The sequence below is a fragment of the Bacillus sp. AK128 genome, from assembly GCF_053903075.1.
Genome location: NZ_CP096379.1, coordinates 2,707,501 through 2,727,543 on the forward strand (window position 1 = coordinate 2,707,501; position 20,043 = coordinate 2,727,543).

Annotated in this window: 23 protein-coding genes, 1 tRNA gene and 1 rRNA gene (1 of these 25 only partly in view); 7 read left to right on the top strand and 18 right to left on the bottom strand. The window is 36.5% G+C overall.

The genetic code is table 11. From position 1 onward, the window contains the following. Together M1D60_RS13535 and M1D60_RS13540 are read right to left on the bottom strand one after the other, a co-directional pair. Positions 1 to 525: ribosomal RNA gene (locus tag M1D60_RS13535) — 16S ribosomal RNA — on the bottom strand; it reaches 1,014 nt to the left of the window's first position. 736 nt (positions 526 to 1,261) lie between these two features. Beyond that, positions 1,262 to 1,522 carry a hypothetical protein gene (locus M1D60_RS13540; protein ID WP_456275373.1) on the bottom strand — a complete coding sequence of 87 codons (261 nt, stop codon included), beginning with the start codon at positions 1,520 to 1,522 and terminating at the stop codon, positions 1,262 to 1,264. A gap of 117 nt (positions 1,523 to 1,639) precedes the next feature. Here M1D60_RS13540 and M1D60_RS13545 point away from each other — a divergent pair, with 117 nt between their 5' ends. After that, a complete protein-coding gene (locus tag M1D60_RS13545) occupies positions 1,640 to 1,762 on the top strand; it encodes a small acid-soluble spore protein P (RefSeq protein ID WP_456275374.1) in 123 nt (40 codons plus the stop codon). Here M1D60_RS13545 and selA read toward each other — a convergent pair whose 3' ends face one another. After that, positions 1,763 to 3,163, bottom strand: a complete 1,401-nt coding sequence (gene selA / locus M1D60_RS13550) for an L-seryl-tRNA(Sec) selenium transferase (protein WP_456275375.1) — start codon at positions 3,161 to 3,163, stop codon at positions 1,763 to 1,765. It abuts the gene before it with no gap. Between the two features lie 161 nt (positions 3,164 to 3,324). Between selA and M1D60_RS13555 the strand changes: the two genes are divergently transcribed. After that, the gene (locus tag M1D60_RS13555; protein WP_456275376.1) at positions 3,325 to 3,705 is read left to right on the top strand and encodes an Hsp20 family protein; all 381 of its coding nucleotides are present in this window, start codon (positions 3,325 to 3,327) and stop codon (positions 3,703 to 3,705) included. A gap of 37 nt (positions 3,706 to 3,742) precedes the next feature. Here M1D60_RS13555 and M1D60_RS13560 read toward each other — a convergent pair whose 3' ends face one another. Beyond that, complete coding sequence (locus M1D60_RS13560; RefSeq protein ID WP_456279446.1) at positions 3,743 to 3,877, bottom strand: Rdx family protein; 135 nt, start codon at positions 3,875 to 3,877, stop codon at positions 3,743 to 3,745. A gap of 238 nt (positions 3,878 to 4,115) precedes the next feature. Between M1D60_RS13560 and selD the strand changes: the two genes are divergently transcribed. Beyond that, a complete protein-coding gene (gene selD / locus M1D60_RS13565) occupies positions 4,116 to 5,171 on the top strand; it encodes a selenide, water dikinase SelD (RefSeq protein WP_456275377.1) in 1,056 nt (351 codons plus the stop codon). A 40-nt stretch (positions 5,172 to 5,211) separates the two neighbouring features. On the opposite strand, the gene phnC is transcribed toward selD, so the two are convergent. The 5 genes from phnC to selB form a co-directional block, all read right to left on the bottom strand. Beyond that, complete coding sequence (gene phnC, locus M1D60_RS13570) at positions 5,212 to 5,943, bottom strand: phosphonate ABC transporter ATP-binding protein (RefSeq protein ID WP_456275378.1); 732 nt, start codon at positions 5,941 to 5,943, stop codon at positions 5,212 to 5,214. After that, the gene (gene phnE / locus M1D60_RS13575; RefSeq protein ID WP_456275379.1) at positions 5,943 to 6,698 is read right to left on the bottom strand and encodes a phosphonate ABC transporter, permease protein PhnE; all 756 of its coding nucleotides are present in this window, start codon (positions 6,696 to 6,698) and stop codon (positions 5,943 to 5,945) included. The genes phnC and phnE overlap by 1 nt, the downstream gene beginning before the upstream one ends. Positions 6,699 to 6,814: 116 nt before the next feature. Continuing rightward, positions 6,815 to 7,720, bottom strand: coding sequence for a phosphate/phosphite/phosphonate ABC transporter substrate-binding protein (phnD, locus tag M1D60_RS13580; RefSeq protein ID WP_456275380.1), 906 nt, complete (start codon positions 7,718 to 7,720; stop codon positions 6,815 to 6,817). A gap of 73 nt (positions 7,721 to 7,793) precedes the next feature. Beyond that, a complete protein-coding gene (locus tag M1D60_RS13585) occupies positions 7,794 to 8,804 on the bottom strand; it encodes a glycosyltransferase family 4 protein (protein WP_456275381.1) in 1,011 nt (336 codons plus the stop codon). Then, positions 8,797 to 10,692, bottom strand: coding sequence for a selenocysteine-specific translation elongation factor (gene selB / locus M1D60_RS13590; RefSeq protein ID WP_456275382.1), 1,896 nt, complete (start codon positions 10,690 to 10,692; stop codon positions 8,797 to 8,799). The genes M1D60_RS13585 and selB overlap by 8 nt, the downstream gene beginning before the upstream one ends. 162 nt (positions 10,693 to 10,854) lie before the next feature. On the opposite strand from selB, the gene M1D60_RS13595 reads away from it, so the two are divergent. Further along, a tRNA-Sec gene (locus tag M1D60_RS13595) sits at positions 10,855 to 10,951 on the top strand. Positions 10,952 to 11,308: 357 nt separating this feature from the next. Continuing rightward, positions 11,309 to 11,518: a methionine aminopeptidase gene (locus M1D60_RS13600; protein ID WP_456275383.1), complete on the top strand. Its 210-nt coding sequence runs from the start codon at positions 11,309 to 11,311 to the stop codon at positions 11,516 to 11,518. Positions 11,519 to 11,701: 183 nt separating this feature from the next. Here the strand turns inward: M1D60_RS13600 and M1D60_RS13605 are convergent, their stop codons facing one another. From M1D60_RS13605 to proC, 3 genes are read right to left on the bottom strand one after another with little or no spacing between them, the layout of a single operon-like run. Continuing rightward, complete coding sequence (locus tag M1D60_RS13605) at positions 11,702 to 12,961, bottom strand: glutamate-5-semialdehyde dehydrogenase (RefSeq protein ID WP_456275384.1); 1,260 nt, start codon at positions 12,959 to 12,961, stop codon at positions 11,702 to 11,704. Positions 12,962 to 12,980: 19 nt separating this feature from the next. Next, positions 12,981 to 14,108 carry a glutamate 5-kinase gene (proB, locus tag M1D60_RS13610; protein ID WP_456275385.1) on the bottom strand — a complete coding sequence of 376 codons (1,128 nt, stop codon included), beginning with the start codon at positions 14,106 to 14,108 and terminating at the stop codon, positions 12,981 to 12,983. Between the two features lie 37 nt (positions 14,109 to 14,145). Beyond that, on the bottom strand, positions 14,146 to 14,994 hold the full coding sequence (proC, locus tag M1D60_RS13615) for a pyrroline-5-carboxylate reductase (protein ID WP_456275386.1): 849 nt from the start codon (positions 14,992 to 14,994) through the stop codon (positions 14,146 to 14,148). A 433-nt stretch (positions 14,995 to 15,427) separates the two neighbouring features. Between proC and M1D60_RS13620 the strand changes: the two genes are divergently transcribed. Next, entirely contained in the window at positions 15,428 to 15,796 is a 369-nt protein-coding gene (locus M1D60_RS13620) for a DUF2621 family protein (RefSeq protein WP_456279447.1), read from the top strand. 32 nt (positions 15,797 to 15,828) lie between these two features. On the opposite strand, the gene M1D60_RS13625 is transcribed toward M1D60_RS13620, so the two are convergent. The 6 genes from M1D60_RS13625 to M1D60_RS13650 all read right to left on the bottom strand — a co-directional run bounded on the left by M1D60_RS13625 (position 15,829) and on the right by M1D60_RS13650 (position 19,675). Continuing rightward, entirely contained in the window at positions 15,829 to 16,794 is a 966-nt protein-coding gene (locus tag M1D60_RS13625) for a hypothetical protein (protein WP_456275387.1), read from the bottom strand. After that, on the bottom strand, positions 16,787 to 17,275 hold the full coding sequence (locus M1D60_RS13630) for a hypothetical protein (protein ID WP_456275388.1): 489 nt from the start codon (positions 17,273 to 17,275) through the stop codon (positions 16,787 to 16,789). The genes M1D60_RS13625 and M1D60_RS13630 overlap by 8 nt, the downstream gene beginning before the upstream one ends. Before the next feature lie 159 nt (positions 17,276 to 17,434). Then, positions 17,435 to 17,875: a CcdC family protein gene (locus M1D60_RS13635; RefSeq protein WP_456279448.1), complete on the bottom strand. Its 441-nt coding sequence runs from the start codon at positions 17,873 to 17,875 to the stop codon at positions 17,435 to 17,437. 143 nt (positions 17,876 to 18,018) lie between these two features. Then, positions 18,019 to 18,378: a response regulator gene (locus M1D60_RS13640; RefSeq protein ID WP_456275389.1), complete on the bottom strand. Its 360-nt coding sequence runs from the start codon at positions 18,376 to 18,378 to the stop codon at positions 18,019 to 18,021. 73 nt (positions 18,379 to 18,451) lie between these two features. Then, on the bottom strand, positions 18,452 to 18,874 hold the full coding sequence (locus tag M1D60_RS13645) for a Na(+)/H(+) antiporter subunit B (RefSeq protein WP_456275390.1): 423 nt from the start codon (positions 18,872 to 18,874) through the stop codon (positions 18,452 to 18,454). A gap of 75 nt (positions 18,875 to 18,949) precedes the next feature. Beyond that, positions 18,950 to 19,675: a cytochrome c biogenesis CcdA family protein gene (locus M1D60_RS13650; protein ID WP_456275391.1), complete on the bottom strand. Its 726-nt coding sequence runs from the start codon at positions 19,673 to 19,675 to the stop codon at positions 18,950 to 18,952. A gap of 197 nt (positions 19,676 to 19,872) precedes the next feature. Here M1D60_RS13650 and M1D60_RS13655 point away from each other — a divergent pair, with 197 nt between their 5' ends. Further along, positions 19,873 to 20,043: a Spo0E family sporulation regulatory protein-aspartic acid phosphatase gene (locus M1D60_RS13655; protein ID WP_456275392.1), complete on the top strand. Its 171-nt coding sequence runs from the start codon at positions 19,873 to 19,875 to the stop codon at positions 20,041 to 20,043.

The following is a 20,043-nucleotide window of genomic DNA, read 5'->3' on the forward strand; positions in this document are numbered from 1 at the left end:
CCGCGGCTGCTGGCACGTAGTTAGCCGTGGCTTTCTGGTTAGGTACCGTCAAGGTACCGCCCTATTCGAACGGTACTTGTTCTTCCCTAACAACAGAGCTTTACGACCCGAAGGCCTTCATCGCTCACGCGGCGTTGCTCCGTCAGACTTTCGTCCATTGCGGAAGATTCCCTACTGCTGCCTCCCGTAGGAGTCTGGGCCGTGTCTCAGTCCCAGTGTGGCCGATCACCCTCTCAGGTCGGCTACGCATCGTCGCCTTGGTGAGCCGTTACCTCACCAACTAGCTAATGCGCCGCGGGCCCATCTGTAAGTGATAGCCGTAGCCATCTTTTATTCAGTCACCAGGAGGTATCTGAAATTATCCGGTATTAGCTCCGGTTTCCCGAAGTTATCCCAGTCTTACAGGCAGGTTGCCCACGTGTTACTCACCCGTCCGCCGCTAATCTCCGAAGAGATTCGCTCGACTTGCATGTATTAGGCACGCCGCCAGCGTTCGTCCTGAGCCAGGATCAAACTCTCCAATAAAGTGTTTGATTGCTCATTTACACCGGCTAGGTTTTTTCGCGTTAGCGAAAATAACCTTCATTTAAATATTTGTCGTTGGTATTTAATAGAATACCAACGCGCTTGACGTTTTGTTTAGTTTTCAAAGAACTCATAGCTCTTCATGTTGAGCGGAGAATTAGTATATCACGTTTACTAGATTACATTCAATGTGAACTTTTTTCCAATTAACTGTAATCACTCATTTTCTTCAATCATGTTTTTTGAGCGGACAATCAATATATCATGTTTAATAGAATAGATTCAAGATGAACTTTTTTCCATTTAACTGATCACTGATTATCTTCAATCATATTTTTGGAGCGGACAACCAATATATCATGTTTCATAGAATTAATTCAAGATGAACTTTTTTCCATTTAACTGATCACTGATTATCTCAATCATATTTTTGGAGCGGACAACCAATATATCATGTTTCATAGAATTAATTCAAGTTGAACTTTTTTCCAATTGATTATCTATAAGAAGCATTTCGAGCAGAGAACCAATATATCATTTTTTATTAGGATGCTACTACGGTGAATTTTTTCCATTTTCAGCTTTCGTTCTAAAGCGGATTTAATGTAACTATATTACCACTTCCATTAGAATTCGGACGTTCCGGCACCATGTTTCTTCTACCTCTTTTTTATATCCTATCTAAAGTTAATAAACACATTTTAAAAAAAGATAGCCGCAACGGCTATCTTTCTGGTTATTTCTCACTATTTATATTCTCTACAATACGATCTAAATCTTGTTCAAACTTCTGTAGTTGGTCCCTTTGTGTCTCAGAGGTTACCTCAAGAGCATTTGAAATTTGTTCTTTTGCTTCATTTACTTCATTGATCAAACGCTTGAGTTGTTCTCCATAGTCTCCACCTGTAACTTCCATGTTTTCATATATGTCTTTTGCTTGATGAGTGCCTTGTTGCGCAGCCTGGAATGCTTGTTGCTTATTTTTATGATATGGCACGAATTTCACTCCTTTTTAAGATAATGCCCTATTAGTTTTCGACATTAACCGAAAAAAGATGTGAAGAATAAAAACAATAATTTATTTCATCCTAATGATTAAAGGAGGGATGTCATTATGGCCAAAAAGCCACATAGAAAAGATGAAAATACGAGTCAACCTGAACCTTTAAGTGGTTCTAAAAAAGTGAAGAATCATAACCATACTCGTCAGAAGAACAACCAAGGACATGATATGTAGTTAAATAAGCTGTTTAAACGCTTTAACCACTTCAGTGATTTCAGATTCATGTATTGTTCTAAAGTCTAATATAATATGATCGTTTTTGACTCTAGTTACAATAGATGTTTCATTTTGGCGGAGCTCCTTACTCAAGAGTTCCGCATTTTTAAAAGGATGTTTTAGAGTAACAGTAAATGTAGGTAATTCAACCTCTGGCATTGTTCCTCCCCCTACTTGAGAAACATTCTTTTCTATTTCTACTTTATATTGTGTTTCATGTAAAAAGGATATAAATTGTTCTGCTTTTTGTAAAATCTCTGTAGGTTTTATCAATAACTCCCTAATAACCGGAATTTCCATTATTTTGTCCATCCCTTTTAAATATGCAGAAAGGGTTGCTTCTAAGGCTGCAAATGTTAGCTTATCTACCCGTAACACTCTAGCCAACTGGTGTTTTTTAAGTTGTTGAATCAGTTCTTTTTTACCTGCAATAATTCCAGCCTGTGGACCACCTAAAAGCTTGTCCCCACTAAAAGAGACTAAATCAGCACCTTGTTGCAGAACTTCACTAACTACTGGTTCATCACCAATTCCATGTTTCCGAAAATCATAGAGAACACCACTACCTAAATCTTCGTAAAAAATGATATCTCTATGTTCCTTTGTTAGACCAACTAACTCTTGAGTAGACACACTCTTAGTAAAACCAATCGTTTTAAAATTACTAGTATGAACCTTCATGATCATTTTTGTTTCTTCATTAATTGCGTTCTCATAATCGTATAAATGTGTCTTATTAGTGGTTCCTACCTCCACTAAACGTGCACCACTTTCTTCCATAATGGAAGAGACTCGGAAAGACCCACCAATCTCAACAAGTTGTCCCCTAGACACAATAACCTCTTTATCTTGGGCAAGGGCACGGAGAATTAAATAAACAGCAGCGGCATTATTGTTAACCGCCATTGCAGCTTCTGCCCCTGTAACAGCACGGACTAATCCTTCAATAATATCGTGACGAGATCCCCGCTCTCCTTCTTCGATCTTATACTCTAAATTTGAATAATATTTAGCAACTTCGCCAATATGTTTTATAGCATCCTCACTTAAGCGCGCCCTACCTAAATTGGTATGTAATATTGTTCCTGTTGCATTAATTACCTTACGTAAATAGTACTTTCCATATTGTTTTGCACTGTTTTCAAGTCGATCAAATAAATAGCTCGTAAAGAGTTGCTTACTTGGGGTTTCATACTCCCAGTTTCCTTCTAATAGTTTTTTACGAAGAAGATTGATTTCTTCTTGAAGTAATGTTGTTAATTTCTCTGGATGTACGTTTGTACTCTCAACTAATAATTGTAGCTGTTCATTTTTCTGTAGCTCATGAACAGGTGGTAAAAATCGTAAATACTCTTTCATATTCGTCCCTCCGATTTCACAATAGTTTTATTATAAGACGGCTTTGGTTCTAGCACAAATTAAGAGGAACTCTAAAACACATCAATTATCCTATATAAAAGTCCACACTTTTTCAATTGTTAAGAATATTTTATTGGTAACAACAAGTTGGAGGGCTTGTCATGAATGAAGAATTAAATGATGAATTATTACTTGAGGTAGATGGAGTAGAGGAATGGATGGCTCAATTTGTGATCGACCCTTTTTCTGACGGAAATAATGACGGAATCCGAATGGATTTATTTGAAACAGAATCCACTTATATTATCGAAGCGATTATAAAAGAATTTAACAAAGAAGAGATTTCCCTTAGGGTCGTAAAGGATGGACTTCATCTAATTCTAAAGAAAAATAGTAAGAAGATTAGTCGTTTTGTTACGCTTCCCTTTTCCCTATGCAAAAGAAAGATCCAAGCTTCTTTGAACAATGAGTGTTTAGAGATTACGATCCAAAAAAAAGGGAAAAGAAGAAAGAAGCCACTTCGGACAATCAAAATTCAATGACCAGGAAGGAATCAAAACGCGATTCCTTCTAATTTTATTATTTTGATAGTAGTTCAATGATTTCAGAAGTTTTCGGGAAAACACCTACATCAAGCTTAGAATAGATTTTTTCATCATTTACAATAACCTCAAACGCCCCTCTACCGGTAGGAACTAATTCTAGACTTGAGATTTCATGGCGAAAATGACTGAATAATTCTTCTGCGAAACTCGCAGCTTTTGGCGCGTAGTTTCACTGCATACAAAATTCAACTTTTATTTTAAAGCTCATTTGTAATTTCCTCCTTTTGCATGGTTTGTTATTAATTTTAGTACAAGTTTCAGTTGGAAGCAAAATTTTGTATTCCGAGTCATCATCTTTGGAAAAATAATCGTAAACAAGATATACTATCTCTCAGGAGGTGCTTCACATGACAAACAAAGATAAAGTAAGATTAACTCAACTTTCCTCAAAAGCTGGCTGAGGATGCAAAATTGGTCCAAGTGACCTGGCGCAAGTGTTGCGTCAATTACCTGAAAGAGAACATGATCCAAACTTATTAGTTGGACTTGATACCTCTGATGATGCTGGTGTATATAAATTGACAGATGAAATAGCTTTAATACAAACAGTGGATTATTTTACACCTGTTGTAGATGATCCTTATATGTTTGGTCAAATAGCTGCCGCAAATGCACTTAGTGATGTATACGCAATGGGCGGTAAGCCAAAAACTGTACTTAATATTGTCGGGTTTCCTATTAAAGAGCTAGGACCAGATGTTTTAGCTGAAATCCTTAAAGGCGCTGCAGATAAAACAAAGGAATCAGGTGCATTGATTGTCGGTGGTCATTCCATTGATGATAAAGAACCTAAATTTGGTCTCTCTGTAACAGGTTTGATTCATCCAGATAAAATCCTCAAAAATGTGGGTGCAAAACCTGGTGACTCTCTTGTCCTAACAAAACCGATTGGTGTGGGCATTTTGACAACAGGAGTAAAGCGTGATGCTGTAACACCAGAACAGCTCCAAAAAGTAACTGAAACGATGGCTAGCTTAAATAAGGTGGCCGCAGAATGTCTAGAAGGTCTTAATCCTAATGCAGGTACTGATGTCACTGGTTTTGGTCTTTTGGGACATGCTAGTGAAATTGCAAGAGGCAGTGATGTGAGTTTGACAATTCATTTTGACCAAGTTCCATTACTCGATGGAACGATTGAACTTGCTAATCAAGGAATTATTCCTGGTGGAACAAAGTCAAACTACGAATGGTTAAGCGAAGCAGTAGTATATGACGATGCGTTAACAGAGCAAGAACGGTTCATCTTATGTGATGCTGTTACTTCTGGTGGATTATTAGTAAGCTTACCGAAAGAAGAAGCAGAAGTATATGTTCAAAAACTTCATGAAAACGGGATTGCTGAGGCTTCCATTGTCGGTGAGGTTACAGAAAAACGTGAATGCTGCTTATATGCTAAAAGATAATAATACAAAGAAACAGAGACATTTTTTAGGTCTCTGTTTTTTAATAGATATTTTCTAAATCTTCTTGTGTAAGTTCATCTGGTTTTCCATCAAAAACGACTTTCCCGTTGGAAATACCGATAATTCTTGTTGCAAATTCTTTAGCAAGCTTCACATCATGTAAATTGATTACCATTGTAATACGGTCTTGGTTATTTATTTCCTTCAGCAAAGACATCACTTGTACAGATGTATTAGGGTCAAGACTCGCTACAGGTTCGTCCCCTAAAATAATCTTCGGCCTTTGGACTAGTGACCGGGCAATCGCTACTCTTTGACGTTGCCCACCGCTTAACTTACTAACCCTTTGACTAGCAAAATCCTTTAATCCAACACGTTCTAATGCTTGTGAGGCTTGTCTCTTTTCCTCCTTCGTAAACCGAAAAAAAAGTCCTCGCCACAGTGGTATGGCACCAAGAAATCCAACCAACACATTGGTTAGGGTTGACATTCTCTCAATTAGATTAAATGATTGAAAAATCATCCCGATTGAACTCCTATATTTCCTGAGTTGTTCACCCTTAAAGGTAAGAATCGATTGATTGTTCCAAATTACATCACCTGAACTAGGTTCAACCAAACGATTAATACAACGAATTAACGTTGACTTTCCTGCACCACTTAATCCAAGTACCGCAACAAATTCACCTTGCTGTATGGAAAAACTCACATCATTTAATGCCGGGCTACTTGCTTTATTATATTTTTTTTGTAAGTTCTTAACCTCAAGCATTAAATCACCTTCTTACGGATAATAGCACCAATATAATCTACAATCATTACAAGTAACATGATAAACAGTACTTCGGTTGCAACCATTTGATAATTTAAAATTTTAAAATCAATAAATAGCATACTACCGATTCCTCCACCACCAATAAAGCCGAGAATTAATGATGCTCTAATCCCTACTTCCAATCTATAGAAGTAGTGAGAAATGATGTTTGGAATTATTTGTGGAAGGATCCCATAAGTAATAACAAGCAATCTCTTCCCCCCAACTGATCTTACTGCTTCTTGTTGTCCCTCTTCAGACGCTTCAATTAATTCGGAGATCAATTTACCCAAAACCCCGATATTATGAAGAGCAATTGCCAATACAGCTGGGAAAGGACCTAGACCAAAGGTTGGGACGAATAGCAAACCAAATACAATCTCTGGAACAGAACGAAAGAAATTTAATAGACCTCTCGTAGCATTATAAATCCATCTTGTTGGTGCTGTGTTCCAAGCAGCAAGAAAGCTTAGGGGTAAAGCAAAGATTAATCCTAAAAATGTCCCCATGATTGCAATCTGAAGAGTAATGACAGACGCCTCTAAAGCATATTTGGCATTGGAAAAATCAGGTGGCCACCACTGATCATGGAAGAAATCAATGGTTTTTCCGATTTGCAAGAATTCTCGAAAAGAAAATTCTACACCGTATCCACTCCATATAAGAATAGCCGCTGACAGTATTGCCAACGACCATTTATTCATGTGTTTCATTCTAACACCTTCTTTATCTGCACGAACCGTCAGTGAAGCTTCTTCACACTATGAAGCTTTGCTGCATCTGTATGCTAAAAGTTAAACTAATGGTCTCATTAGCTTGGTTATTTTTATTACTTTGCTTCTTTTTTTGCCTCACGAATTGCTTCATAATCAGCATCTGTAGCTTTTGTAAATCCTGAAGCAGCAAATGCATCTAAAATTTCTTGATCCTCAACAGCTAAAAAAGCATCTTGAATCTTAGTCACAAGATCATCACTAACTGCCTGGCTTACTGCCCATGGATATTGAAATAGCTTTTCTGATTCCCATATTACTTTAAAATTGTCACCGATTTTCCCATTTTCCTTCAACGTATTAAAAATCGCACTGTCAATAGCTCCAGCATCTACTTGGTTATTTTCAATAGCTAAAGCTGTTGCATCATGTCCGCCTGTATATAAAAGGTTTCCGAACTCGTGCTCGTTTTGGTTAGTGAATACACCTTGCTTCTTAAGCTCGATACTAGGAATTAATGATCCAGACGTTGAACTTGGATCTCCAAAAGCAAATGTTAAGTCTTTACTCTGTGCCACTAAGTCATCAATTGATGTAAGGGGTGAATCCTTATGTGTGATGATGTAAGAATAATAAAACGGCTCTCCATCAATCAATTGTGTCATGATTGCTCTTGCACCACTTTGTTCATTTGCATCAATGTATGTTGATGGACCAAAGTAAGCCATATTAACTTCATCATAAGTCATCGCCTGGACAACCGCCTGATAATCTGGATATACAGTGATTTCAACCGGCATGTCTAATTCAGTTTCAAAATGCTTGCTGAGTTTATCCATCGCAGTCTGCATATTACCTTGATTTAATGATGGTATAACTCCTACAACAAGCTTTTCAAGCTCAACAGAGCCTGTTTGTTCATCTGTGTTTTCAACCTGTTCTTCTGTTTCTTCATTTCCTCCACCACATGCAGTTAGAACTGCAAATAGTGCAATAATCATAATAAACCAAAGTTTTTTCAAATTACTTCCTCCTCAGTTATGTATCGACGCTCTTAATCATAAAAAAGTAAGTTCCGTTTGTCTATTAACTTGCTCAAGTAATTTGATTATATATTTTTGTGTATTCTTGAATCTCTTTTTCTAAAGAATGATGCTCTAGAACATAGTCTTTCCCGTTTTTGGAGAGAGTTTTCGCTAATTCCTTATTTGTAAGAAGTTCAATAGCTTGTTTAAGAAAGCTTTGAGGGGTATTGAAAACAAGTCCTGTTTTTTCATGTTGGACTAGACTTAAGTTCCCCTCATTCTCTCTTACTAAGACGGGACTATCATTAAACATGGCTTCAATGATAGAAGATGACTGTCCTTCAGTAACAGAAGTATTAATGGTAAGATCAGCTTGCTCATATAACTGCTTCATCTGATTAAACGGAACATCCTCAAAAAAATGGACCCAATCATATTCTTTACAAAGCTTAGCAATTTCATCATACAAATCTTCTTCAATAACGATTCCAGCAATAATAAATTGGAGGTCTTGAAAGGTCTCTTTTAGTTCCTTCAATTCGTTCCATACATATAAAGGATCCTTAATGGCTCTAATACCAGCAGGCAAAAATACAATTGGTCTTTTATTAGTAGGAAGTTCGATTTTCTCAACAGTATTATCCTCTTCAAACCAAACACTTTGTGGGATAATGCTAATGTTCTTTTCAGGAAAAAGTGAGTGTATCTTATTTCTTCCATCCTCTGTAAATACAGTAATGGCAGAAGCTTCTTGAATCATATGATCCATTTCTTTTACTTGAGAAGGATTGGCCAAATCATAATTTATATCGGTCCCACCGTTTGTAAGGATATAAGGTTTATCTAAAGGAAGTTCTCGGCACATATTCCACTTTGCAAAACGATAAATATGCAGAATATGATACAGTTCACATTCTTTTAGTTGTTCTTCCTTTTCATCTGACCATCTTTCTTCAAGATACGGAATAACAAAAACATCTATACCGGCCTCACGAAGACCATGAACGATTCTTTTCGTCGTCGTTGCATTTCCTCTATTGCTATGAAAATAAGGCGTAAAAAAAGCAATCTTCTTAATCAATGGTATTCCTCACCCACACTCGGATTTGTTCTTGTCTTTTTGTGATTCCTAGTGAATCAAGCAATTCAACGAATGGAATCAGATATTTTCTAGAAACATCTAAGCAATCCTTTGCTTGTTTTAAATCAAAAGACTCCCCTGTGTTCGAAAATAAGTTTTCTAGTGAACTCTCGAGGGTTGATTTAACTATTGCATGTTTTTCGTCTAAGAAATAGAGTCTACCTTTTTGACGTAAAAAATGCTTCAATTCTTCAAAAACCTCTTTAGGAAGGCCAGCACTTTGCCCATACTCTTCCCATGACTTAACATTCAATTTGTCATCTGCCAATTCTTGAAGCATTGATTCAATTCGTTTTGACCAGTTTGAAGGATAGGTAGCCTCGAAATCGACTAAAGAAATAAATTGGTCTTGTTTTTGAAGATCATTGCCTTGTACCGCTTGATCAATGACAAAGCCAACCCACTCCTTTGGTACCTGGTGACTTAATAGACCAACCAACTCTGCCTTATTCATACCGAATCGCATTGGATGTTTATCATGAAAACTTGTTAGAATATCGTTTGTTTTACTTAGAAGTGCTTTTATTTCAGAGAGCAAAGTAAATCCTTGGAGAACATTCACTATATCAGGTTCAGTTGCAGTTAGTTCCATTAATTGTTCTTCTTTTAGAGAGGTTTGCTGTAGTAGTTCCTTTTTATGTATATACTTCTTATCCTTTAGTAAATCTTTAATCCGCTCTGCAGGAGTTCCTTCTTTCTTCTTTTGAAGCATTTCAGTAGTTTCCTGTCCAAACTTATATTTGTGACCATTTGGATCAATAACCCAACCACCACCTATTGTCTCAACTGGCGTAGCTCTTCTAAGAATGAAACGGTCTCCTCGTTTTGTTACTACCTCTTCGTTTAGACGGAGTTGACATAGAACTTCTTCAACATGATCAGTAACTTCATTACGATCAAAAAAAACAATCTTCCCCATTACTTCTGATGTTCCAAGGTGTAACTTAATTGGAGTTCGCTGTTTAACAGAGAGCTTTAAATCTTTTACAAAGGATAAAGAAATATCAATGGTATCAGTTACAACAAAATGCTCCTTATCTACTAAGACATCGCCTCGCTCAATATCTTCTTTTGTTATATTTGAAAGATTAATCGCTACTCGTTGCCCTGCCACTGCTCTTTCTGCTGGTTTATGATGTACTTGAAGTTGTCTAGCCTTTGTGTCATTCCGTGAAGGTAAAATTAGCAGAGATTGTCCTTCAATAACTGTCCCTTCATAGACAGTACCACGAACAACGGTTCCTTGGCCTTTTACCGTAAACACCTGATCAACTGGTAAACGAAACGCCCCATTAGCATTTCTCTCTTCTGTTACCATAAGTTCTTCTTTAATTTGCTGCTTTAATTCATTAATACCTAGACCCTTAGGGCTATCTATCAAAACCATTGGTGAATCTGCAAAGACAGTTCCTTTTAGCTGTTCTTTCATTTCTTCTTGAACAAGCTCAACAAAGTCTGCGTCCACCTTATCTATTTTTGTAACCGCGACAATACCACGTTTAATGCCTAAAAAAGACAGGATATCAAGATGCTCTTTCGTTTGAGGCATCACTCCCTCATCTGCAGCAACCACTAATATGACTAAGTCAATTCCGGCAACTCCTGCAATCATTTGGCGAATAAATCGTTCATGTCCTGGAACGTCGATGACAGATGCCATAAAATCATCACCTAAATCTAAAGGAGCGAAACCTAGTTCAATCGAAATTTGACGCTCTTTTTCCTCTTTTAAACGGTCTGTATCCACATTAGTTAATGCTTTTGTTAACGTAGTTTTCCCGTGATCTATATGTCCAGCCATACCGACTGTATAGAAATGCTTGTCCATTTGTTCACTTCCTTTTATTACTGCTTCATTTACTTTACATGTATTATGTCTTTGTTTCAAGGGAATAGAATTATATTGTAAATAGTTATAGTAATTAAACTTTGAAAGTTTTCTCTTGATTTGTATGAGATCTGAAGGGTATAATATTAGAGCACATTAAATGGGTCTGAATGGGGTACTGGTGTCCCCCACGGTCTTCAAAACCGCTTGTGAGGCACGTGTTGTCTTAGGTGGGTTCGATTCCCACACAGTCCCGCCAATCCCTAAATAACAACTTTATCGATAACTAATAGTCCAGCCCATTAGTAGGCTGGACTATTTTTTTTAGTTAGTAAACACTACTCCCTAATTATTGAGCATCGTCACTAATTCCGCTCCTTCTGATCATGAATTTCTATATTTATCTCCTTGAGATCTGTAAGCTGACAAGTTTCACAGATGACTCCCTCAATAAACTGTAGGCAATTACTACAATAATGCTTCTTCATATGCTCATCCCTTTTTAATTATTATATGCAAAGCTTTATTCCTTGGTACAGCCAACCATTTATTTTGGAATAATTCTCCTTTAATATACTCAAACTACTACAAACGTATGATAAAGGAGAGTTACATAATGGGATTAATTAATGCCTTATCACAATGGAACCATACTAGACAAGTTAAACATCACTCTAAAATGAAAGAAAAAGGATATTGCCCTCAATGTAATGGAAGAGGCTTTCATTCCTACGCTGGACATGAATATGCATTTATGAGTTCTACCTTAGATTGCCCCGGATGTGAAGGGAGTGGAACATACGCAGATTGGAACAACCTTCAGTAGATTTTTTGATAAGACAACATAAATTTGGATACAATAATAACGATCTCTTCCGAATCACATTCGCTCGTTGCGGGACACTTAACCATTGTTCGGATCGGAAGAGATCCTCTGGCGCTAGTTTAACTAGCGCTATTTTCACACACAAAAAACAGCGAAAATAAATCCCGCTGTTTCATGTTTTTTCTATCTAATCTGTCCATTACCTGACATCAAGTATTTAATGGTAGTTAAAGCCGGTAGTCCCATTGGACCTCTGGCATGAAGCTTTTGAGTCGAGATACCGATCTCTGCACCAAATCCTAATGCACCACCATCTGTAAAACGAGTAGATGCATTATGGTAAATGGCAGCAGCATCGACTTGAGACATAAAGGTTTTCGCAGTTGTCGCATTCTCCGTAATAATTGCTTCTGAATGCTTTGTTCCATACTCATCAATATGATCAACCGCTTCTTCAACACTATCCACTACTTTAATCGCAATACTAAGGTTTAAATATTCCTCTGCCCAATCTTTTTCAGTAGCAGGCGTTGCACCAGAAAAATTTTTGACTACAGTTTCATCACCAAATACTTTAATGTTGTGGTCATGAAGTGTAGTTGCTAACTCCTCGTTATATCTCTCAAACCATGCTGAATGAATTAATAGCGTTTCAGCCGCATTACACACCGCTGGTCTATCCGTTTTAGCATTGACTAAAATAGATAACGCCTTTTGAACATCCGCTTCTACATCAACATATAAATGGCAATTACCTACTCCAGTTTCTAATACTGGAACCGTAGCATTATTAACAACTGCATTGATTAACGATGCTCCACCTCGAGGAATTAAAACATCAATATGTTCCTTCATAGTAAACAGCTGTTTTGTTGCTTCTCTATCTGTAGATGCAATAAATTGAACGGCTTCTTTTGGAATCTTGGTTTTTTCTAAAGCCTTATGCATGACTTCCACTATTTTTTGATTAGATGAAATTGCATTAGAACCACCCTTTAAGACTATAGCATTCCCTGATTTCAATGCGAGTCCTGTTGCATCAACCGTTACATTAGGTCTTGCTTCATAGATCATCCCAATAACACCTAATGGGACAGTTACTTGCTCCACTTTTAGTCCGTTCTCTAAAACCCAGCTAGTTTTGACAAGCCCAGTCGGATCCTCTAGTTCAGCAACTTCTCGTAATCCATTAGCAAATTCAAAAACTCGTTCCTTCGTCAGAGCTAATCGATCCATTAAAGCTGAATCAAAACCTTGCGTCTCTCCATTTTCCAAATCTACTTTATTAGCTTCTAAAATTACTGCATAGTTCTTTTCTAACTCGCTAGCCAGAACTGCCAATGCCTCATTTTTTTCTGCATTCGATAATGCACTAAGTTTGCGAGCAGCTTTTTTAGCCAGAATTGCTTGTTCTTCAACATTTGTTTTCATTACTATGCTCATCCAATTCCCCCTTATTCTTTTATACACCGACTGGTAACAGAACTTCTAATTGGCAAACAAAATCCTCGTAATCTATAACCGGAGTTTGTTGTGTGGTCATCTTAACTGGGTCTAGCTGGTTAAGGTCTTCAGATGAATAGCCTACAACCCCTAAGCCTATAGCCACATTCTTTTCGTCTTTTATCTTTATAACCGCACCACTGTTAAAGGTACCCTCTACCTTTACAACATCTGTAGGAAAAAGGCTATTTTTATCATTAACAATTACCTTTTTTGCATCTTCATTAATCGTGATTTCACCCTCAGGACCGGAGTGAAAAGCGATCCATTGTTTCTTTTGATTTAGATTGACAGCATGTTCTTTAGATTGCTCGAAATAAGTGCCAACAGCTGTTTTATTAACAGCATCTTTAATGATATTAGGTACGCCAGCTTTTCCTAAAAAGGTAGTGATACCAGATGCCATCGCAATCTTGACAGCATCTATTTTTGACTTCATACCACCTGTTCCGACTGAACTACCAGAACCACCAGCTGATTCCTCGATTTCAGGTGTAATTTTGTACACCTTATCAAGAAGTTTAGCATGTTCATTTTTTCTAGGATCTGCATCATATAACCCATCTATATCTGAAAGAATAATGAGATGATCAGATTCAATCAACCCCGCTACCTTTGCTGAAAGTGTATCATTATCACCGAATTTTAATCGGTCGACTGTTACGGTATCATTTTCGTTCACAATCGGAATAATTCCTCTGTCTAGCAAAACATTTAGTGTATTTCGGACATTTTGATATCGATTTTCATCAGAAAAATCACTTCTTGTTATCAATATTTGTGACGCTACGTACCCATGAGATAAAAATAATTCAGAATATGCTTCCATTAACAGTCCTTGGCCTATTGAGGCTGCTGCTTGCTTCTCAGGTAATAGAGTCGGTCGTTCAAGAAAACCTAACTTACGATAACCGGCAGCCACAGCACCGGAAGAAACTAACAGAACCTCATGTCCAGCATCCTTCAACTGGACAATTTCGTCTACTAATCTCTCAAGCTTTTTCCGACTGATTTCTCCATGCAGACTTGTTAAAGAACTGCTTCCTATTTTGATTACAACCCGATGCTTTATACCGTCTGGGCTCATTGTATCACTCCTGTTTTCATAACTAGTTGTCAGTATTTTACTGTGCTTTTGCTAAAAGCTTTCTTTGTAGTTCTGCACTTATTTCATTTGAACGACTTGATGCATGTTTAATCGCTTGAGTAATTGCCTTTCCGCCTCCAAATTCAGCAAGTGCTGCTAATCCTGCTGCTGTTGTTCCATTTGGTGAAGTAACATTTTCTCTTAGCTTAGTAGGAGTTTCATCCTGTTCTAAAATCATCTTGGCTGCACCTAAGATGGTTTGAGCCATTACTTCTCGAGTTGTTTCCATATCAAGCCCGCCTTCTTTACCCGCGCGTTCCATATGCTCCATTAAATAATAGAAATAGGCAGGACCACTACCAGCAATACCTGTAAAAATATCCATTTGGGCTTCATCAATTTCAAATACCTTGCCAATACATTCTAATAATGTAATTGCATCTTCGACTTGTTCTCGTTCGGTAAAAGTTCCTATGGAGATGGCAGTAGCAGATTCACCGATCATACTTGATGTATTCGGCATTACACGGATCACTTGCTGACCATGTTGTAAGTGGTGTTCCATAAAAGAGGTTGTAATACCTGCCAATACCGATACTACAAGTTGATGTGGTTTTAATTGATCTTTTATTGAAAGCAGAACAGCTTCTGCGTCCTTTGGTTTCATCGCCAGAAATATGATATCCATTTCCGATAATACTAGTTCCTCTCTTGTTACACCCTGTATTCCATACCCCGTAACAAGTTCTTTTAAACGGATTTTATTACTTTTATTTGATACAAAGATTTGTTTTTTAGGAATCTTATTTCCATTAACGATGCCAGAAATCATTGCCTCAGCCATAGATCCAGCACCTAAAAACGCTATCTTTTTATTTTTTAACATCAAATCTCTCCCAAATTGTTCGTATTTTTGTTCTCTTTTTTAGTAACGTCTTTAATCTTACCATCATCTGAGGAAGAATCAACCACTTATAAACATGTCATAAGGATATGGCTCATTTAGTTAGTGAAAGCGTTAACATTTTTATTTAATGTCTTATAATCCCTTCTGAAGGGAAATTTTCGGGGTTAATCAAGCAATATCAAAATTTAATATTTTATCTGAAAATTTAGAATTAGTCAGATGTCCTCTGTTTATGTCGAGACCTGTTTATTTATAGATTTTATAATAATTAATCAAGACTTGAACAATCAGTCATTTTTTATGATAATAAGAAGCATGTACGATTAGTTTAGAGGTGAATGATGTGCAGTTTCAGTTAGAAGGTTGGGCTTTATTGTTTACCGTATTTTGGATTATCTTCTTGCCTACCATTATGGGTATTGGTGGATTTTTCATGTTTCGAAAATTCTTGAAGAGATTACCTAAAGAGGATGGAATGAGTGAGCTCGATTGGCAAGAGCAATTTATCGAAAAAACAAAGCACCTTTGGCCAGCCGATCAGAAGCATTTTCTTGAGGACTTAGTAAAACCTGTTCCGGAGTTATTTCGTGATATCGCTCGCCAGAAAATTGCGGGGAAAATCGGTGAACTTGCTTTAGAGGAAAAGGCTAGTGCAATTACACAAGATCTCGTCATTAGAGGATATATTATGGCAACACCAAAACGTGATTATAAATTCCTAATTAAAACATTACGTGAGAAGAAGATTGATTTATCACCATATGAAAGCTTATTTTTATAAGTAAAGAAAACGCCTGAATTCAGGCGTTTTCTTTATTTCTCTAATATAAAAGGAATCGTGGTCAAGGTATTGATTCCGTTTGCCTCTCTTATTTTGACTCGCAGCTTTTCTTTAGCCCCTAACACTCTAATTGGATTAAACATGGTGACTTTAAGTTCTCCGTCTGAATTTGTGACAAAGCTTACATCATCAACAATCCGTCCTGTCCAAACCTTAACATTTTCTTCTGGACCAAAAAGGATGCCCCCTTGCTCCTCACTCGTTATCGCTATTTCATAGGTTCTTTCCGGATCTAATTTAAATAGGTGAACGGTTGTATCTGTTCCTTCACCGTAATAATCAATGAGTACTTCCCCGCTTCCAAATTCTACAGGTATCTCTCTGCTACTATTTTTATAAACATTAGCAACCGGAGATTCATTCATGATTTCATTATTCATATTATCCAGCTTATATAAAAGTTTTTCTTCTTGATCAAAGAAATCCACCGCAACATTTCCCATTTTGAACTGGTTTTCTTGATCTGTTACTTTGACAAAATGAAAATATCCATCTTCGTCTATCTGTATTCCTTTTTCATCTTCTAACCAATTACTTTTAATAAACTTTACCTTTGGATCATTTGTATAGCCATACACTTTGTAAAAACTCTTATCACCAATTGTTGTCATACCCCAATAGAACTTAGAAAGTATTTCATCTCTTCTTTCATTTCCATATGAACCACCATTAGGATTCCAAAATAATCTTAATGGTCTCTTATAATTAACCTGGTGGAAGGTACCAAACTTACGATCTTCAAAGAGGACCGAATATAAACCGTTTTCCTCTACGACCGAAATAACTTCAACTTCAGATGGCATTTCCATTGATTTAAGTGGTTCCTGAACAGATTTTTCTAAATCAAAAGGATGGGATGAAGTCCCATATAGCGTAAGGGCAGCGAAGATAATAATAAAAGACCATCGTATAAGTCGAAAAACTAACTTTTTACTCATCTTGATCACCAACTTTATATGTAAAGGAAAAAGACTCACCGTAGCGGTTTGAAGATAATGTCAAACTTATAATATCTTCTGGTAGTTTCTCAAAATCATAATGGCCTCTAGTAAAAAGGATACCTGAAGAAGAACCTCCACCGGTGGTTATGACCTCCGTTTCTCCTTTACTAGTTACAATCGTTAGCTTAGGCCAATTTGGTATTGAGTGATAAAATAAGTTTCGAGAGGTTAGTATAATACTAGCTTCATCTGTTTCTGAATTATAAATTAGGCCTTTCGATTCCAGTTTCCGATCGAAATATAGTTGCTCTTCTTCCTCTGCTTCAAAAAAAGATCCTTCATTTTTTGCTTCCCTTATTTCTTTCGGATAATCAAACAGTTGATCAAGTGGTAACAACGACGGTAAAAAAAGAAACGCAAAGTATGCCAGAAGTAAATATTCAAGGATTGTGAGTAATCTTGAAAGACCTTGTTTCATGTTTGTCATTCCTTTTCGATTGTATATATGATAAGTGTACCAATTCATCCTTTATTCATAAAGGGAAAGTTTTCCATAAACCTAATTAAAAATGTCCGTTCTTATTTCCGATCATTTAATAAAAAAAACACTAAACCCTTTTTTGGGGGTTTAGTGTTTTTAAATAGTTGGCTGATGGATCAGCTTGTCATTTAACTTTTTAAAAGAAAGAAACATTGCGATTCTCCATGGTATAATCATCCCTAATGCCAACAAATAGAACATACCACTCAATTCCCCTACATCAATAGAAGAACTTAATATCACTTTTAATAAAATGCGTAATATTAGCAAACCAAACAAAATAAATATAAAGGCCTTTGATCTTTTCAGATAAATTTCATTTTCTCGAACCTCAAATTGAGAGGTCTTGATTAATAAGATAGAAAATATTGCTCCTACACTTACCGCTTCTATAACTTGTAGTGGTGTCACTTGAAACATTGGAAATAGAAACATAAGCGAGCCAGTACTCATAAAGATTGGAGGCAATATAATTTTTCTTAATGAAGCAGGCTTTTTCGCTGCTTTAATCCTAATAAAAATAACGAGAGTTGCCATAATCACGGCAGCTATTGATGATATTACTAACAAAAGAGATCAATCCTTTTCATTCCTTTAAGTCTTCTAAAGACTCTTTCATTTATTATAACAATATTACTAGACAAAAAGCCATGCAAGTTTAAACCTTACATGGCTTTTATTTAGCTTAACACTCGATTAATAGCCTCAAGTACTCTATTTTCTTCAAACGGCTTAACAATAAAATCTTTCGCTCCCGCCTCAATAGCTTCAACTACCATTTTTTGTTGCCCCATTGCAGAACACATAATTATTTTAACAGTGGGATCGTTTTTCTTAATCTCTTTTAACGCTTCTAACCCACTCATTTCTGGCATGGTAATATCCATAGTAATTAAATCTGGCTGAAGTTGTTCATAAAGCTCAATGGCCTGCTTCCCATTTTCAGCTTCTCCAACTACTTGATGATTTCCCTTTTTTATAATATTTGCTAGTGTTAATCTCATGAATTTTGCATCATCGACTATCAGAATTTTTGACACGTAACTGGTCCCCCTTGAGAGCACTTTCCTAGGATCATTTCAGGCTTATGTAATTTTGTAGGTTAGAGAACCTTTATTGGTCTTCAGCAATAGATAAAATTATAGTCATAGTTACACCAATTACCGTTAAATATACGCCAATATCAAAAAGAACGGCTGTTGCCAGATGAGTTTTACCTAGAATTGGCAAATAAAAATATTCATCTGTATGACTCAAAAATGGTTGATCAAATATAAAAGAACCCACTCCTGTTGCAACAGCGATGGTTAAACCAATGGAAATTAAAACAGTAAAAGGTACCCGGATGACTTTTTTAATCGGACTAAATCCGTATGTTAAGTACATTAAAATAATCGCACCTGATGTCATTAGCCCACCAATAAATCCACCACCTGGCATATTATGACCAGCGAGAAATAACTTAAAAGAAAAAGCTAATATAATAAACACAATAATATTAGTAGTAGTTTTTAAAATTAAATCATTCGTTTTCATTCATCTCTCCCCCAGTTAGTTATAAGCTTTCCTTAAATTATAATACAAATTCAGGATTTGTGCAGAGAGACTTACTTAAAATCCGGTAAAGCCTCCAAACATATTAGTAAAATAAATAGTGATTTTCGTCATCCAGTCAAAAAATAAGAAAATCCCCATTACAATCATCGAATATCCACCAATTTTCATAATCGTTACATTATGCTTTTTAATCCAAGATAATTTCCCTACAAAGAAGGACATGATAAAAAATGGAATAGCAAAGCCTAATATATAAGCAATCATATAAAGCATCCCTGAGCCTGGATTCGAAGCTGCTAGTGCAATCACCGATACAAGAATCGGTCCGGTGCACGGTGTCCAACCTGCAGCAAAAGCTAATCCAATTAAAAATGAACCTATATATCCAGTAGGTCTGTTTTTAACAGATACACGGTGATCCTTCATCAGGAATTCTGGCTTCAGAAGACCTACTACAACAAACCCTAAAAATACAATTAATATCGCACCAAGCTGACGAATTAGATCCTGGTAATTGGCAAAAAACATTCCTATATAAGAGGTTCCAAAACCAATCGCAATAAAAATCACTGAAAAACCAAGTAAAAAAAACAAGGTGTGTAAAAAGCTTTTGAATTGTAGCTTAGTATTCTCGTTTTTCAACTCACTTACACTAACACCTGTAATATATGATATAAATGCAGGATAAAGCGGTAAACAGCAAGGAGAAATAAACGATAAAAAGCCTGCACCGAAAGCTAAAAATAGATTTACATCTGCCAAAACCCCAACAACTCCCATCGTTTCTATTTTCTTTATTTTAGCAAATTTTAACCACCTATACCTTAACAAAGCATGACAGGTTTGTGTCAATATACATGTACATCTTATGTGGTTCTCCCAAACAATCACAGAAAAAGCTGGCTATGATTGGTGATTGAATTAACTTTTATTTGTTAGTATAATTATACTATATTAAACAGAGAGGATAATGGCTCGTGGGAAAGCAAGAACTACTACAGTTAATTGAACAGAAACGTCAAGAATTATTTGAGGTTGTTGCTCAGAACGGACTAACCTCCACGACGACCATTGAATATAGCAAACAATTGGATGACCTTCTAAATACCTATAATCGGTTGCATCTTAAGGTAGTATCTAAAGTTTAA

What these genes read in the sequence shown, in the direction of transcription:
- selA (WP_456275375.1), bottom strand. Translation starts at nt 3,163, where the DNA reads ATGAAAGAGTATTTACGATTTTTACCACCTGTTCATGAGCTACAGAAA.
- M1D60_RS13630 (WP_456275388.1), bottom strand. Translation starts at nt 17,275, where the DNA reads ATGAAACAAGGTCTTTCAAGATTACTCACAATCCTTGAATATTTACTT.
- M1D60_RS13635 (WP_456279448.1), bottom strand. Translation starts at nt 17,875, where the DNA reads ATGGCAACTCTCGTTATTTTTATTAGGATTAAAGCAGCGAAAAAGCCT.
- M1D60_RS13645 (WP_456275390.1), bottom strand. Translation starts at nt 18,874, where the DNA reads ATGAAAACGAATGATTTAATTTTAAAAACTACTACTAATATTATTGTG.
- proB (WP_456275385.1), bottom strand. Translation starts at nt 14,108, where the DNA reads ATGAGCCCAGACGGTATAAAGCATCGGGTTGTAATCAAAATAGGAAGC.
- M1D60_RS13650 (WP_456275391.1), bottom strand. Translation starts at nt 19,675, where the DNA reads ATGGGAGTTGTTGGGGTTTTGGCAGATGTAAATCTATTTTTAGCTTTC.
- M1D60_RS13600 (WP_456275383.1), top strand. Translation starts at nt 11,309, where the DNA reads ATGGGATTAATTAATGCCTTATCACAATGGAACCATACTAGACAAGTT.
- M1D60_RS13545 (WP_456275374.1), top strand. Translation starts at nt 1,640, where the DNA reads ATGGCCAAAAAGCCACATAGAAAAGATGAAAATACGAGTCAACCTGAA.
- M1D60_RS13620 (WP_456279447.1), top strand. Translation starts at nt 15,428, where the DNA reads ATGGGTATTGGTGGATTTTTCATGTTTCGAAAATTCTTGAAGAGATTA.
- phnE (WP_456275379.1), bottom strand. Translation starts at nt 6,698, where the DNA reads ATGAAACACATGAATAAATGGTCGTTGGCAATACTGTCAGCGGCTATT.
- M1D60_RS13625 (WP_456275387.1), bottom strand. Translation starts at nt 16,794, where the DNA reads ATGAGTAAAAAGTTAGTTTTTCGACTTATACGATGGTCTTTTATTATT.
- proC (WP_456275386.1), bottom strand. Translation starts at nt 14,994, where the DNA reads ATGTTAAAAAATAAAAAGATAGCGTTTTTAGGTGCTGGATCTATGGCT.
- selB (WP_456275382.1), bottom strand. Translation starts at nt 10,692, where the DNA reads ATGGACAAGCATTTCTATACAGTCGGTATGGCTGGACATATAGATCAC.
- M1D60_RS13555 (WP_456275376.1), top strand. Translation starts at nt 3,325, where the DNA reads ATGAATGAAGAATTAAATGATGAATTATTACTTGAGGTAGATGGAGTA.
- M1D60_RS13605 (WP_456275384.1), bottom strand. Translation starts at nt 12,961, where the DNA reads ATGAGCATAGTAATGAAAACAAATGTTGAAGAACAAGCAATTCTGGCT.
- phnC (WP_456275378.1), bottom strand. Translation starts at nt 5,943, where the DNA reads ATGCTTGAGGTTAAGAACTTACAAAAAAAATATAATAAAGCAAGTAGC.